This is a genomic window from Bacillus sp. CZDM1 (genome assembly GCF_055502545.1).
Map to the genome: position 1 here is coordinate 20434 of NZ_JBUESO010000025.1, position 15471 is coordinate 35904.

Here is a 15471-nt window from a genome sequence, read left to right on the forward strand (position 1 = left end):
TCTCCTTTAAAAAGGGTGATGGCTGCCACGAGGCGCCTGTCACCCTTTTGTCATATATTCCACATTAAATTTCTACTTTTGTTCCTATCCCTGCTTGATTGGCTTTTTCATAGACGGCAGCAGCAACAGCTAGGTCAAAGTAGGCGATGCCGACGGATTTGAAGAATGTGATTTCATCATCTGTTACTCTCCCAGGAATTTGACCGGCTGTTAATTCTCCAATTTCACCGTGTAATTCCGAGAAGCTCCAGTTTCCGGCATTCGCCGGTATAATGAAGTCGCCAGCCTCTCCCTTTACACCTTCAATTGTATCTGCGACAATCTTTGAGCAGCGATGGAGTGTTTCCTCATCAACCTCCTGCATGTGTGGCGAATAAGATCCAACACCGTTTATATGTGTTCCTGGCTGCAACGCACTTCCGGAAAATAAAGGAGTTTCTGAGCGGGTGCTGCAGATGACAATGTCTGCCTTTGACACCGCCTCATTGACATCTTCCATGATGTGGATTTCCCCAGCATACGTTTGCGCCAAATCATTTATTTTTTCAGCAAAAGCCAGTGCTTTTGCCTTCGTCCGATTGTACAGCATAATTGACTTGATATCGCGGACTTCCAAAACAGCCTGAAGCTGTTCCTCTGCCATCGCACCACATCCAATGACCACAACTGAGGTTACATTTTTCTTCGCTAAATGTTTGGTTGCAATACCGCTGACTGCACCGGTTCTTAATCTTGTTAAATAAGTTGCATTCAAACAGGCTAAATGCTCTCCGTTATTCGTATCACTTAATAGAATAACCCCTTGAGTTGTCCGTTTCCCAACGGAAGGATTATTTGGAAAAATGGTCACTACCTTCACTGAAGACTTCCCAATTGATTCGATAGCGGACGGCATATAGAGCGCAGACGCTTTTTTCTCTGGAAAATCTAAGACTGTCCTGTGCGGATTTAGGATTTTCCCTTCTATATAATCAGCCAGGGCGGATTCCAAATCTTGAATGGCATCCTTCATCGTATAAAGTGAGCGAATTTGTTGTTCTGACAGTATAAGCATTCAATACCTACTTTCTAAAAAGAAACACATTGCAGTAAAGCATATTCTCTTTTAAATTCTAATTTATCAAATCTTTTACCCTATGAAGAAATTCTATCACTCTATTTGCATTTTCGCGACCGCTTCTAATTCCAACCCTGCATCTTTAGGCAATCGCGCAACCTCAACTGTTGTTCTCGCAAAAGAGCGCCTTTCAATGTGAAAAGCGCTCTGCTTCTATGCCGATAATTTAATACTTTTTTCCGTTTTTCTTCTATATGAATACAAAGTAAATAATAATATAAACCATAAAGGTGTCAACAATAAGGCAGGACGTGTTTCTTCAGCAACCAGCATAATGATGAGAATGGCAGCAAACAACGTTAGAACAGCATAATTAATAAATGGTGTGAATGGTGCTTTAAATTTTGATTTAGCCTGCAATTTTGGCTGTGTTTTCTTGTAACGTAAATGGCAAATGAGAATGACACCCCAAACCCAAATAAAACAAATTGCACTAATCGTTGTCACGATACCAAAAGCTTGTTCCGGAATCAGTTTGCTCAATAGAGCGCCTACTGATACGACTAGTGCAGATACCCATAAAGCATTACTTGGTACATAATTTTTATTCAGTTTTGCAAACTTGGCTGGTGCCTGGTCATTTTTGCCTAAATTAAACAGGATCCGGCTGGTTGAAAACATCCCGCTGTTACAAGCAGAAGCGGCTGAAGTTAAGACGACAAAATTTATAATTCCTGCTGCAACCGGAATTCCGACTAAACCAAACGTTTTAACAAAAGGACTTTCTGCAGCATTTAGCTCTGTCCATGGGTTCACACACAATAGGATAATCAGAGCGCCAACATAGAAGAATAGAATCCTTACAGGTATTTTATTAATTGCCGATGGGATATTTTTTTCTGGATTGGCTGTTTCCGCTGCCGATACACCCACTAATTCCACACCGACATAGGCAAAGACGACCATTTGGAAAGATAGTAAGAAACCTGAAATGCCGTTTGGAAAAAGTCCTCCATGCTGCCAAAGGTTTTGAACCGTAACTGTTCCAACATCTGTCTTGAATCCTATCACCAGCAAAATAACCCCAATGCCAATTAATACGAGAATCGTTATTACTTTTATTAAAGCAAACCAAAACTCTAATTCTCCGAAAAGCTTTACCGTTAATAGATTCAGTCCTAATAAAATGATTAAACAGATAATGGCAGGTATCCATTGTGGGATATCAAACCAATATTGTACATATAGACCAACTGCAATCACATCAGCCATAGCAACCATAATCCAACAAAACCAATACGTCCATCCGGTTACAAACGCTGCCCTAGGTCCAAGATAATCTTCGGCAATATCTGTAAAAGATTGATACCCTGCTTTAGACAACAGGAGTTCTCCTAGTGCCCTCATAACAAAAAAAACGGCGATACCCACAATTAAGTAAGCAAAGATGATGGACGGACCCGCCAGTTGAATCGCTTTACCAGATCCTAAGAATAATCCAGTGCCAATAGTGCCGCCAATTGCGATTAGTTGAACATGCCGATTTTTTAACTCTCTCTTTAATTCTTGCTGTGCCAAACCTAACTCCTCCTTAAAATCCTTTAATGTGAAACAATGAGCATTGATTTCACCCAATATCTTTATGAGTGACTGCTCTTTCTTCTTTTCCAAACGAAAAAAAAGAGATTGGATGTCCTCCAATCTCTTAGGTATAAGAATAGCAAATAATATTAGTCATGCTAAAGATAATCAGCATTACAAATAAATATTCAGTACTCTTCTGTCCTTTTGCCTGAGATTGTGAACCCTTCGGCGCCGCTTAAATTCCAGCGGTCTCTCCAGAAGCTGCTCCTGCTATAGTGTGATCCATAGCAATCATAGCCTTCTAATTATTTAGTTATTTAATAGAGTTAAAAATATCTTTAAATAATTTTTAATTTTAATAGTAGATTAATACTTTGTCAACAATCAATGTGATTGTTTTCTTGAAAATGTTTTGATAGCCATTTTCGGAGAATTATGATAATATAAATTAAATTAAAAAAGACCATGTGTAACTGGCGAAACGCGGATAACCGCGAGGGAGCACATGGTGTCGCAGCCGTTCGCCTGGGCAGAGGTAAGGGATTTATATCCCTTACCTCTTTCTGTTTATTGAAGCAAAAATTAGGAGGGAAATTATGAGCACTATCACTTTAGAAAAAGTAAAAACGATCAAAACACTCAATAATATTGCGGAAACTGGACTAAAGGTATTCAATAAGGGCAATTTTCAGATTGATAACAGCAGTGAAAATCCGGATGCAATCCTTGTTCGCAGCTTCAATATGCACGCATTAGAAATTGGCAATAATTTAAAGGCAATCGCAAGAGCTGGAGCAGGTGTGAATAATATTCCGGTAGAAAAATGTACAGAGCAAGGTATCGTTGTATTCAATACTCCTGGTGCAAATGCCAATGCCGTAAAAGAAATGGTGCTAACCTCATTAATATCTTCTTCACGAAACCTTTTTGCCGGTATTGCTTGGGCAAAGGCATTAGATGGTGAAGGTGACCAAATTCCAAAGCTAGTGGAAGCAGGAAAAAAACAGTTTGTCGGAAAAGAAATTAAAGGAAAAACGTTAGGTGTCATTGGTTTGGGAGCAATTGGTGCACTTGTAGCGAATGATGCGCTTGATTTAGATATGGATGTGATTGGATTTGACCCATTTATCTCTGTCGATACAGCTTGGAATTTGTCACGGAATGTACAGCGGGCAATCACAATTGAACAGTTGTTCTCAGAATCTGATTATATTACTGTACACGTACCGTTTACCGAGGATACAAAAGAAATGTTTAACAGTGCAACATTTAGCATAATGAAGCAGGGTGTTCATATTTTAAACTTCTCACGTGGTGAGCTTGTGAATGAAAATGATATGGCAACAGCTCTTGAAAGCGGGAAAGTTGGAAGATATATTACAGATTTCCCGAATGAAAATGTGCTTAAAATGAAAAATACTGTCCCGATTCCGCACTTAGGTGCCTCTTCATTAGAATCCGAGGAAAATTGTGCTATAATGGCAGCCCGTCAGGTGAAGGAATTTTTAGAAACTGGAAACATCAAAAACTCAGTGAATTTCCCAAATACTTCCCTACCTTATACAGGAAAGCAACGAGTAGTGGCATTTCACCACAATGTTCCAAACATGGTCGGACAGATCACGTCCGCTGTATCAAGTTACCATTTAAACATTGCGGATATGGTTAACCGAAGCCGAGGGGAATACGCGTATACTATGATTGACATTGATAATAAAGTAAATGGTGATGTTATTCCGGCATTAGAGGAAAAAATCAATCAAATTTCTGGCATGGTAACCGCTCGTATTATTTAAACATAAAATAGGAATTAAGTTTCCATAAGAAATGGAGCCAAGTTTCAAACTGGCTCCATTTCTTATGCCTCAATCAAGGTAATTATTTTAAAGTACGTTTTAGGAATTCCCTAGTACGGTCTTGTGTTGGATTATTGAAAATTTGCTCTGGACTTCCTTCCTCCGCAATAACTCCCTTATCCATAAATACAGCGCGATCTGATACTTCTCTTGCAAATTCCATTTCGTGCGTTACGATTAACATTGTCAGACCTGATTCTGCGAGTTCCTTCATGACTTTTAGAACTTCTCCTACCATTTCTGGATCAAGTGCGGATGTTGGTTCATCAAACAGCATTACATCTGGTTCCATGGAAAGTGCTCTTGCAATCGCCACGCGCTGCTTTTGGCCGCCGGATAGCTGCTTTGGCTTCGCGTTGATATATTTGTCCATTCCAACAACCTTCAAGTACTTCATCGCTACTACTTCTGCTTCCTCTTTGGAGCGTTTTAATACTTTTATTTGTCCTACCACACAGTTATTTAGAACATTATGATTATTAAATAAGTTAAATTGTTGGAACACCATGCCTAAATGCTTCCGGTAATCCGCTACATCATGCTTTTCATCTAAAATATTTTCGCCATGATAGATAATTTGTCCGCCGCTTGGTTTTTCTAATAGATTAATACAGCGAAGAAGAGTTGATTTACCAGATCCTGAGGATCCGATGATGGAGACAACTTCTCCTTTATTCACCGAAAAATTAATGTCTTTTAATACTTCATGTGTTCCAAAGGATTTGTTTAAATGTTGAATATCAATAATCTTTTCCATATTCTCTCTCCTCCTTCTCCCATTATTTTTGATTTACTTCTCCTTGTGTGTCGTTTCCAATCATCGTATAGTTGTCAGCACCATCTAATCTCTTTTCAAGGTATAGCAATATTCTTGTTACAATAAAGGTCATCACAAAATAAATCATACATGCTACGAAAAATGATTCGAAATATCTAAAGTTATTACCCGAAATCGATTTTGTAACAAAATATAATTCTGTAACGGATATAACATTCAGAACGGACGTATCTTTAATATTAATAACAAATTGATTCCCTGTTGCCGGTAGAATATTTCGAACAACCTGTGGCAATACTACATTCCACATCGTTTGGAAATGAGTCATTCCGATAGCATGAGCTGCTTCGAACTGTCCTTTATCGACCGAAACAATCCCACCACGTACAATTTCAGCCATATAGGCTCCCGTATTAATTGATACAACAATAATCGCTGCAACAAAAACATTCATATCGATACCAAATGCTAACGCAGAACCATAATAAATAACCATCGCTTGTACAATCATCGGTGTTCCACGGAAGAATTCAATATAGATTGATAGAATTGCGTTAATTACATTTAACAAAGCTTTCTTTGCCCCACGTTCAGGCATTGGGATGGTTCGGATTACCCCTGCCGCTAATCCAATAATTGCCCCAATAATTGTCCCTATAAGAGAGATCAATAGTGTTAAACCAGCGCCACGAAGGAACATAGGCCAGTTTTCTGCAATTATTTTAATGACCCACTCAAGACTCATCTTTTATCCTCCTTTACTGTATAAAACCGACTGTATGATTCAATACAGCCGGTTTCTCATGATTAATTTGCTGCTGGTTGATTCTTAATAGCATTATCCATAATACTGGTACGGTCTTCCTCTGAGATACCAGCTAAAATTTCATTGATTTTATCTGTTAAGTCGCTGCCCTTTTCAAGTCCGACTGCGATTGCTGTATCATCTGCTGATGTTTTAAATCCTTCTTCAAATTCAACCATTACATAGTTTTCATTTGCAGCTGAGGCACTAACTCCTTCTGGACGCTCAGAAACGTATCCATCAATCATTCCTGATTCAAGGGCTACTCTCATAGCTGGGAAGTTGTCCATTGCTGTTTTCTTTTCTACACCTTCAATTTGATCGATCACTGAATAGTGGAAGGTATTTAATTGAGCTGTAACTTTTGCCCCTTTGAAGTCTTGGATAGAAGTAGCACCTTCATACTTGCTGCCCTTTTTTACAACCATCACTAAATTGGATGTATAGTAGTTATCTGAAAAGTCGATTGTTTCTTTACGTTCTGCTGTTGGTGACATACCAGCGATAATTGCATCAATTTTACCTGATTGTAAAGCTGGTACAAGGCCATCCCACTCTGTTTTGACAATAACTAATTCTTTCCCTAAACCTTCAGCCACTTTTTTTGCGATTTCCACATCATACCCACCTGCATATTCTGCAGAGCCGTCTATTTTAACTCCACCATTGGAATCATCGTTTTGAGTCCAGTTAAATGGCGCATATCCCGCTTCAAGGCCGACCGTAAACGTATTATCCTCTGATGCTCCAGAATCAGAACCCTTGCTTGTCCCACATCCTGCTAATAGAACCATAGCCGAAACCAATAAAACAATAAATAATGATAACTTATTTCTCATGTTGCTCTCCCCCTGTTTTTTAATAGTTTACTATAAACAAAAAACGGCCTGAGATAAACTCAGGCCGCAATATGCATAGTTCCCTTAAGTCCACTCTTTTATCCCAAATGAGATAGCACAACTCAATAAACCGGAAAGTTTATTGAGACAGTCCTGCAGTTCTTAACTACAGACCCAGCATGTAATATTGAGAATATTACAAACTTCGGCGACATTTCCTTCTCCTTAGCATCACGGCTTCTCAAGCTCCACTAAAGACTGTTAAATATCGCGCCTCTACCTCACTGAAAAAAAGTGAGGTCTTATTAAATTATATTAATATACTACAGCATTTTGTCGAAATCCGTCAACTAGTTATTTAGGGCAATTTCTGCCAAACTATTGTTCCAAAGGATTAAAAACATTTTAATCATAGATTGAACATGATATCGATTTCTTTAACTTGGAGTACCAGCTTTACAGAAAATATCATTCTGATTGGAAAAAGCATAAAGATCAGGATACTAACGAAGAAAAAGGCGTGCAATAAATTAGCACGCCTACCTTTTTTTCAATTACTTATAAAAAACGAATAATTGAATGTTGATTTCCATAATATCTCATTGTTTCTTTTGATTATTACCTATTAATTTGAAATAGCATTTCTTCTTTTAACGTAGTATAAAACGCCGCCAGATAGAACTAATAATAATCCTGCTAGTAAAATGTTAAAGTTGTTTGTTGCTGTATTCGGAAGTTCATGATCAGCTTGAGCAGGAATCTTATTAGATTCTGGTTCGCCTTCGAATACACCATACGTACTGAAGTGATCGGTATAAGCTGAGATTTCACCATTTTTGTATTCTCCCCCGATTAGTTCCCACTTTTCTTCCTCTACATTCCAATAATAAACTTTTACATTCTTAGGATTCACAATTTGTTTTGGATCAACTTTGAATGTAAGTTTAACTTTTTCTTTGAACTCATACAATTTGCCATCAGCTTCAATGGTAAAGTCATAAACAGCTAGTGAACCATTGGCTGCCATTTTCTTCACTTTAATATCTAGGTTTTCTGCTAACGGCAGGATAGAAGCAGGAATTTGCACATCTACATTTCCATTGCTAACCTGAATTACTGCATTTGCATCTTTTAAAGCTTGAATCTGTTCTTTTGTCAGTGTTACAGTTGCATTCATTTTATTATCAACTTCAATAACAACGATTGCTTTTTCTTCAAGATTTTTTAGAGCCTCATCACTAATTGTATACTTGTTAGCTTCTTTAACTACTGGCGGTTTAACCTCATTTGATTTACTTGGATTTTCACCTGGTTTGTTACCTGGATTTTCTCCAGGTTTATTACCTGGGTTTTCGCCTGGTTTATTGCCTGGATTTTCTCCCGGTTTATTGCCTGGATTTTCTCCCGGTTTATTGCCTGGATTTTCTCCCGGTATATTACCTTGTTCATCACTTAGGTCTACAATCCGCCCTTCCACTTTTGTAGAAATAGTTTCTAAGCTTACTAGATGATCCCTGAAGTTTTCCCAATCTGAAAGACCTAAGTCTGTTACACGTCCTTCTTCATATACTTTCGCAAAGACATCATAACCATCTCCGCCTTTAGCTGTGAAAGCATTAGTGGCAACTGTGTAAGTTTCTTCGTCTTGAATTTCTACATATTTACCATTTTGATTTAAATATTTAACAGATACTACACGTTCCCCTGCTGGTTTTGTAGAATCAAATTCCACTTTACCACCGGCCACATGTAAGAAACCGCCATTTTCTCCTGGGTATTTACTGAAACTAATTTCAAATGCTTCTTTTAACTCAGCACCAGTAATATCCATGGTTGCTAATGTGTTACCAAATGGTAATACAGTGATTACTTCTCCAACTGTGATCGGACCAGCATTAATGGCAGCTCGGATTCCGCCACCGTTTTGCAATGCCATAATCACATTTTTACCTGTGAATTCTTTTGCTTTAATAAGCATACCATCGGTAATGAGGTTGCCAAGAATTGTTTCGTTTTTACGAACACTCGGTTTTGTATTATCTCCATTTGTACGTGGATTTTCTAATTCCATTGGAGTTGATACACCAATTTCTTCTTGAGCTACGGCATCAACTTGTGCTTTGTATGGTGCCAATACTTCTGCTGCTTGTGGATCAGCTTCTTGATCGCTGATTGCAACTAAGCTGCCATTGTGGTCAATTACAACACCATTTTCATCGAACGTTACATCTAGCATACCTAGGTTGCTGTTGGCATTACCAGTTTGAACAATTACAGTAGGTGTTGTATCTTTTGCCACTACAACAGGATCAGACAATTTTGTATGGCTGTGTCCACCAACAATAATGTCAATGCCTTCTACTTTTTCAGCAAGGATTAAGTCGTTATCAACGGCTGCATTATCGTCATAACCAATGTGAGTTAATGCAATAATATTGTTAACGCCTTGAGCTTCAAAAGCTTGTACTGCTTTTTCTGCTTCTGCAAGATAGTTTTCGAATGCAATGGACCCTGGGCTGGATATATCAGCTGTTTCCTCAGTTGTTAAGCCGAAGATACCCACTTTCTCTCCGTTTACTTCTTTAATGATTCCATTGTATATTTGACCATTTTGAATTTCAGCTTCGATGGAATTATTGAATATTCCATCGAATTTTGCATCCTTTGAGAAATCAACGTTTGCACTTACAAATGGGAAGTTAGCTTCCTTAATAAAATCAACCAATGCTTGATGTCCTTCTGCTGAAGAACCTAAATCAAATTCATGATTACCAAAGGTCATCGCATCAAAGCCCATTAAATTCATCATGGCCAAGTCAGCTTCACCTTGGAATTCATTGAAATACAAGGTTCCAGTGAATGCATCCCCAGCATGAAGAAGTAGTGCTTCAGGGTTTACTGCTCTAACTTCTTTTACAGCAGTTACTGTCTTCGGCATGTTGTCTAAGGCAGCATGGGTATCATTCGTATGCATAACAGTTAAGTTAAATTGACCTGCTACATCAACGATTCTGCCTTCAACTTCAGTTGGGATTCCTTCACTGCCATTGCCTGCTAACTGATCACGGAAGTTTTCCCAATCCGAAAGACCTAAGTCCGTAACTCGTCCTTCTTCGTAAGCTATAGCGAATACGTTATAGCCGTCTCCACCTTTAGCTGTAAAGGCGTTAGTTGCAACAGTGTACATCGTGTCATCTTGAACATCTACATAATCACCATTATCATCTAAATACGATACAGATACAACGCGTTCCCCTACTAGTCTAGTAGAATCAAACTCTACTTTGCCACCAGCCACATGTAAAAATCCGCCATTTTCTCCAGGATATTTACTGAGACTGATTTCAAATGCTGCTTTTAATTCTGCACCACTTACATCCATTGTTGCTAATGTATTAGCGAATGGAAGAACAGTGATTACTTCACCCACTGTAATAGGTCCTTCATTAATTGCTGCACGAATTCCACCGCCATTTTGCAATGCCATAATCACATTTTTACCAGTGAATTCTTTTGCTTTTGAAAGCATTCCATCCGTAATAAGGTTGCCAAGAATTGTTTCGTTTTTACGTACACTTGGTGCTGTATTATCACCATTTGTACGTGGGTTTTCCAATTCTACTGTTGTTGTTACACCGATTTCTTCTTTCGCTACACCATCTACTTTCGTTTTGTATGGTGCTAACAATGCTGCTGCTTCTGGATCATCAGCTTGTGCGCCAATTGCGATTAATTCCCCAGCTTGTCCAACTACAATACCCTTTCCATCAAATTCAACATCAAGCATACCTAGTTTGCTGTTTGCATTACCAGTTTGAACAATTACAGTTGGTGTTGCGTCTTTTGCAACAACTACTGGTTCAGCCAATTCTGTATGACTATGTCCACCAACTATTACGTCAATACCTTCAACTTCTTCTGCTAAAACTAAGTCATTATCAATGGCCGCATTATCGTCATACCCAATATGAGTTAAGGCAATAATTTTATTGACACCTTGTGCTTCCAACGATTGAACTGCTTTTTCTGCTTCTGCTTTATAATCTTCAAAAGTTATAGCTCCAGGGCTGGAAAGATCTTTAGTCTCTGCAGTAGTTAAACCAAAGATACCCACTTTTTCACCATTTACTTCTTTGATAATTCCATTATAAATTTGACCATTCACTGCTTCAGCTGTTAAGGAATCATTGGAAATTCCTGCAAATTTATTATCTTGAGCGAAAGCGACATTTGCACTTACAAATGGGAATTTCGCTTCCTTAATAAAATCAACTAAGCCTTGATGTCCTTCAGCCGATGAACCCAAATCAAACTCATGGTTACCGAATGTCATAGCATCATAGCCCATAAGATTCATTAGAGCCAAGTCCGCTTGTCCTTGGAATTCATTGAAATACAAGGTTCCAGTGAAAACATCCCCTGCATTTAAAAGCAATGCATCTGGTTTTTCTGCTCTGACTTCTTTTACTGCTGTTACAGTTTTAGGCATTTTGTCTAAAGCTGCATGGGTATCATTTGTATGCATTATGCTTAATGCATATTTTTTAGCTGCATTAGCTAAATCAATTTGAACTAAAACTGGATCGTGGTCTGATGCTTGTTCAGTAAAGTTCGCATTAATGTGAATCATGTCAGCTGTTGTAGCATTTAATAAGTTGTTTGAAACTAAAATATGGTCTAACGTTTGATTGTTTCCTTGGAAGAAGTAAGAGAAACGATCTTCTGCAGGTACTTGATCAACCATATTTGTTAAGTTATCACCTTTAAGTGTTTCAAGAACTGGAGTAAATTCGAAATCGTTCATATCCCCAGCTACCACAATATTTAAGTTAGGATTTTTTGCAAGTCCTTCATCAATGAAATCATTAATTGCTTGTGCTAAACCAAGGCGTTCTGCTTCTGAATTTAATTTAGGAGGCTGGTTAGATCCCCATAAGGATTGATCTCCACCTTTAGAATTCAAATGAGTACCGATCACAACTACTCGTTCACCTTGGAACTCAAATTCTGCAGCTATTGGCTTACGTGTATCAGGAAATTTAGCAGGATTAATGACTCCTGGGTTAAGCGTTAAATTACCTGTTTCACTCCAAGCATTTGCTTGTGTGCCTGTACCTTTTGTTCCTTCAACAAATGTAACCCGGTCAGGGTTATATAGGTACCCAACACGGATATTACCACCAGGTGCACCACCGTTATCATTATTTACAGGTGTTACATCTGTCCATTCGTATGCAGGCCCATTTTCAGCTTTGATTGCTGCTATTAGCCGTTCGTAGCTTTCGGTTGCATCTGCATTTCCAGAATCAGTTTGGCCGTCATTATCTTGCACTTCTACTAATGTAATAATGTCTGGTGTTTTCATATTATTTACAAATGTTTTCGCTATTTTAACTACTTTTTCATCTGGTGTGTTTGATTTGTTATTTGAGAAGTTTTCCATATTGTAAGTTGCTACAGTTAATTTATCTTCAGCTGGAGCAATATTCGTTACTTCTGGTTGTATGTTTGCTTTTGTTACTTCAGGTAATGTCTCCTTGTCTGTTAAAAGTTGGAATCCAGTACTTGAATAAGAAATGACACCAACAACATCACCCTTAAATTGATCACCTGATAAGTATTTACTATTACCAACATTATCTAAGAAGACTTTTTCAGGGTTATGATCATCAGCTGCGATATTAAGGCCGCCGTTAACATTAAATATATTATTTGTTGTGCTTTCTACTACAATCGGAACATCGCCAGAATATGATGGACCAACTACCTTCGCATTTGGGAATGAAACGCGCATAAATTCTACGGATTCCCAGAAATCAATTCCATCTTCGTTAGGATCAAATGATTTCATTTCATCATTATCAATGATTTTATTTGGAGGCAGGATGTCTTTACCAACTACTAGTGGTGTTGGTAACTCAGCTGTTCCTGTTTTTGTTAAAGCACTTGCGTTAATTTCAGTTTTTGATAGGTTAGCACCGCCGCCATATTCTTCTACAATTCCGTCAACGGTTACTTTATCGCCAACAAGCACACCATGAGATGATTTGTATACTTGAATTGCTTCTGATGTTGTTTTGTCATCGTCTTCATTATCATCTTGAATGATAAATGTTGACCCGCTAATAACATGCGTTACAACACCAGTGATACCCGTAACTGACGATCCGTTATATTTTGAAACATGTCCTTTTCCTTGAATATCACGAATTTTTACGCCTACAGTATTTAAAATAGTATAAGTGAAGCTAAATACTTCGCTCACATTATCTCCAGTTACTGCAATGGCTTTAATGGTTGTGTCTCCAGTATTTAATGCAATGGGTTCAACATATTTAGTACTTTCGATTGTTGGCACTGAACCATCAATTGTGTAATATATCTCAGGACCTTCAATACCAGATTTCAGTTCAATCTTTGTTCCTGCTGGTACTGTTCCTTCCGCTTGTTCTACAAAAACTGCTGGTTTGTTTACTAAATCATAGCTTTCAAGACCATAGGTTTTTACATGATATCCATCATTATCAATCGATCCAATTCCTTTTAAATGAACTTTGTCGCCTTCTTTATAGTGTTTAATCAGTTCATGATAATCAGAACCTGTACGATTATCATGAATTACTCGTACCTGATCACCTGTTTCCGTCTTTGCTTGGAAAATAGCCGTTCCATAGCTATCACTTTCTAGAGCTGTAATTGTAATATTTTCTAGTTTAACTAATTCACCTTGAGTAGCTTCGTTAATAGCTGTTGGTGCAATAACTTGAGCTTCTGGCAGATTGTTACCAGAAGATATAATTTCCATGTTAGTCGGTTGAAGCTCTAATTCGTTCTTATAGGTTAATAACTTTCCAGTAATTTTTACTTTATCCCCTGGTTGAACATCCTTCGGGCTGCTGTAGATGAGCATACCTGCTGTTTCATCTTGCATATAGAAGGTATCATAACCCCAAAGTCCATTCTTTGTTGTAGCAATGCCTTCAATGGTTACTGTTTGACCTGCTCCAGCTTCACGAGCTTCTGCCACTGTAATAGCTTCTAGTGGCGCTTCAGGTTCCTCTCCAGGTGCTTCACTTAATGTATGTATTCCTAGATTCGAAGTGACACCCTCGCCTAAATCAGACCATTCCTTTGTTTTATCAAAGGCATCATTAATAATTGTATCACCTGTTAAAACATTACTTTTTCTAACTAAAGATACATTTGCCAAGGAATTTTCCACTGAACCAACCTGTCCAATTGAATCAATAACACTTCCATTTTTCTTAAGTACGATTTGATCGTTACCATTAAAATTAATTATTTGTTTGCTATCATCGATTTTATCAGTTACCGCAGCAATAGCAGGATCAGCATCTGAAAGAGATATCACGTATGTATTGCCAGCAGCGAGCTTACCTTCTAATGATAAAACCTTATCCGTAGTAGTTGTTCCTGTTATAGCACTTCCACTATTATTATAGTGTTCGAGTGTATATCCACTTAGATTAATCTCTGCGCCTGTTCCATTGTATAGCTCAATCGCTTTGTTATAACTTGACCCCTCAATATATTCTGAGATTATCAAATCAGTAGCTACGCTAGTTTCAGCCTTTGCAGTAGTATTAGCTACTGGTGAAAATAAACTGATAAGTAAAGCAGGCACCGTGACCATACTTAATCTCTTCTTATGTCTTCTATTCATATTTTCCTCCTTTTTATATGTATTACTTTTAATCAAATATGCTAGCAAACTCTTACCAGTGATAATTATATAATTCTACTATTAAGCAAGTGTTAATTTTATGTAAAAAACTGGCGAATTGTCGAATATCCTGAAATGAGTTAATTTACAAATAGGTCACTAGGCTCAATGGGATCAGGTGGAACGTCTGATTCCCTTTATCATAATTTTTCGGGTTCAACGGGAATCTTTTGGCTCCTATGTAGTGGATTTAAGCAAAGGACCCTTTATGAGGACCACTCCTCCTTCTTTTAGCTATTCTCGAGCTATCATCCTTTATGTATGACCGCCAAGGTAATCTTTTATTTTCTAAACGACAAAAAAACCCACAAATGTTGATATTACAACATTTGTAGGTTTTTTTAGATACCGGTGGTCGGGGTCGAACCGACACTCCTTGCGGAACACGATTTTGAGTCGTGCGCGTCTGCCAATTCCGCCACACCGGCATAATAAAATTTTGTAAAGGTAATGCCGAGGACCGGAATCGAACCGGTACGGTAGTCACCTACCGCAGGATTTTAAGTCCTGTGCGTCTGCCAGTTCCGCCACCCCGGCGCATTGAAACACGCTATAAAAAGTAAATAAAACACTTGAAGGCGGCAACCGGATTCGAACCGGTGGTAAAGGTTTTGCAGACCTCTGCCTTACCACTTGGCTATGCCGCCATATGTTGGAGCGGAAGACGGGATTCGAACCCGCGACCCCCACCTTGGCAAGGTGGTGTTCTACCACTGAACTACTTCCGCAAATTGGCTGGGCTAGCTGGATTTGAACCAACGCATGTCGCAGTCAAAGTGCGATGCCTTACCGCTTGGCTATAGCCCAA

General features: G+C 38.4%; 7 protein-coding genes, 5 tRNA genes and 3 riboswitches. Of the genes, 1 reads left to right on the plus strand and 11 read right to left on the minus strand.

Annotation, left to right across the window (positions count from 1 at the left end; all coding sequences use genetic code 11):
• Positions 1–64: 64 nt before the first annotated feature.
• Both ACY3XC_RS27860 and ACY3XC_RS27865 read right to left on the minus strand, forming a co-directional pair.
• A complete protein-coding gene (locus tag ACY3XC_RS27860; protein WP_464871429.1) occupies positions 65–1054 on the minus strand; it encodes an ornithine cyclodeaminase family protein in 990 nt (329 codons plus the stop codon).
• 216 nt (positions 1055–1270) lie between these two features.
• Positions 1271–2635 (minus strand): amino acid permease, encoded by a 1365-nt coding sequence (locus ACY3XC_RS27865; RefSeq protein ID WP_464871430.1) that lies wholly within the window; start codon positions 2633–2635, stop codon positions 1271–1273.
• A gap of 192 nt (positions 2636–2827) precedes the next feature.
• Positions 2828–2909: riboswitch (glycine riboswitch) on the minus strand.
• Positions 2910–3100: 191 nt separating this feature from the next.
• Positions 3101–3179, plus strand: a riboswitch (ZMP/ZTP riboswitch).
• A 58-nt stretch (positions 3180–3237) separates the two neighbouring features.
• On the opposite strand from ACY3XC_RS27865, the gene ACY3XC_RS27870 reads away from it, so the two are divergent.
• Complete coding sequence (locus ACY3XC_RS27870) at positions 3238–4437, plus strand: phosphoglycerate dehydrogenase (protein WP_464871431.1); 1200 nt, start codon at positions 3238–3240, stop codon at positions 4435–4437.
• Positions 4438–4519: 82 nt separating this feature from the next.
• Here the strand turns inward: ACY3XC_RS27870 and ACY3XC_RS27875 are convergent, their stop codons facing one another.
• The 9 genes from ACY3XC_RS27875 to ACY3XC_RS27915 form a co-directional block, all read right to left on the minus strand.
• Positions 4520–5254 carry an amino acid ABC transporter ATP-binding protein gene (locus ACY3XC_RS27875; protein WP_218781329.1) on the minus strand — a complete coding sequence of 245 codons (735 nt, stop codon included), beginning with the start codon at positions 5252–5254 and terminating at the stop codon, positions 4520–4522.
• 22 nt (positions 5255–5276) lie between these two features.
• Complete coding sequence (locus tag ACY3XC_RS27880) at positions 5277–6020, minus strand: amino acid ABC transporter permease (protein WP_464871432.1); 744 nt, start codon at positions 6018–6020, stop codon at positions 5277–5279.
• 62 nt (positions 6021–6082) lie between these two features.
• Positions 6083–6919 (minus strand): transporter substrate-binding domain-containing protein, encoded by an 837-nt coding sequence (locus ACY3XC_RS27885; RefSeq protein ID WP_464871433.1) that lies wholly within the window; start codon positions 6917–6919, stop codon positions 6083–6085.
• A 105-nt stretch (positions 6920–7024) separates the two neighbouring features.
• A riboswitch (Lysine riboswitch) is annotated at positions 7025–7206 on the minus strand.
• A gap of 338 nt (positions 7207–7544) precedes the next feature.
• The gene (locus ACY3XC_RS27890; protein ID WP_464871434.1) at positions 7545–14603 is read right to left on the minus strand and encodes a 5'-nucleotidase C-terminal domain-containing protein; all 7059 of its coding nucleotides are present in this window, start codon (positions 14601–14603) and stop codon (positions 7545–7547) included.
• 406 nt (positions 14604–15009) lie between these two features.
• Positions 15010–15091: transfer RNA gene (locus ACY3XC_RS27895), tRNA-Leu, on the minus strand.
• 23 nt (positions 15092–15114) lie between these two features.
• Positions 15115–15200, minus strand: a tRNA-Leu gene (locus ACY3XC_RS27900).
• A 39-nt stretch (positions 15201–15239) separates the two neighbouring features.
• Positions 15240–15310, minus strand: a tRNA-Cys gene (locus ACY3XC_RS27905).
• Between the two features lie 6 nt (positions 15311–15316).
• A tRNA-Gly gene (locus ACY3XC_RS27910) sits at positions 15317–15391 on the minus strand.
• Positions 15392–15395: 4 nt separating this feature from the next.
• Positions 15396–15470, minus strand: a tRNA-Gln gene (locus ACY3XC_RS27915).
• Between the last annotated feature and the right edge of the window lies 1 nt (position 15471).

Coding starts and splice junctions, on each gene's coding strand:
- ACY3XC_RS27860 (WP_464871429.1), bottom strand. CDS start 1,054: ATGCTTATACTGTCAGAACAACAAATTCGCTCACTTTATACGATGAAG.
- ACY3XC_RS27870 (WP_464871431.1), top strand. CDS start 3,238: ATGAGCACTATCACTTTAGAAAAAGTAAAAACGATCAAAACACTCAAT.
- ACY3XC_RS27875 (WP_218781329.1), bottom strand. CDS start 5,254: ATGGAAAAGATTATTGATATTCAACATTTAAACAAATCCTTTGGAACA.
- ACY3XC_RS27880 (WP_464871432.1), bottom strand. CDS start 6,020: ATGAGTCTTGAGTGGGTCATTAAAATAATTGCAGAAAACTGGCCTATG.
- ACY3XC_RS27885 (WP_464871433.1), bottom strand. CDS start 6,919: ATGAGAAATAAGTTATCATTATTTATTGTTTTATTGGTTTCGGCTATG.
- ACY3XC_RS27890 (WP_464871434.1), bottom strand. CDS start 14,603: ATGAATAGAAGACATAAGAAGAGATTAAGTATGGTCACGGTGCCTGCT.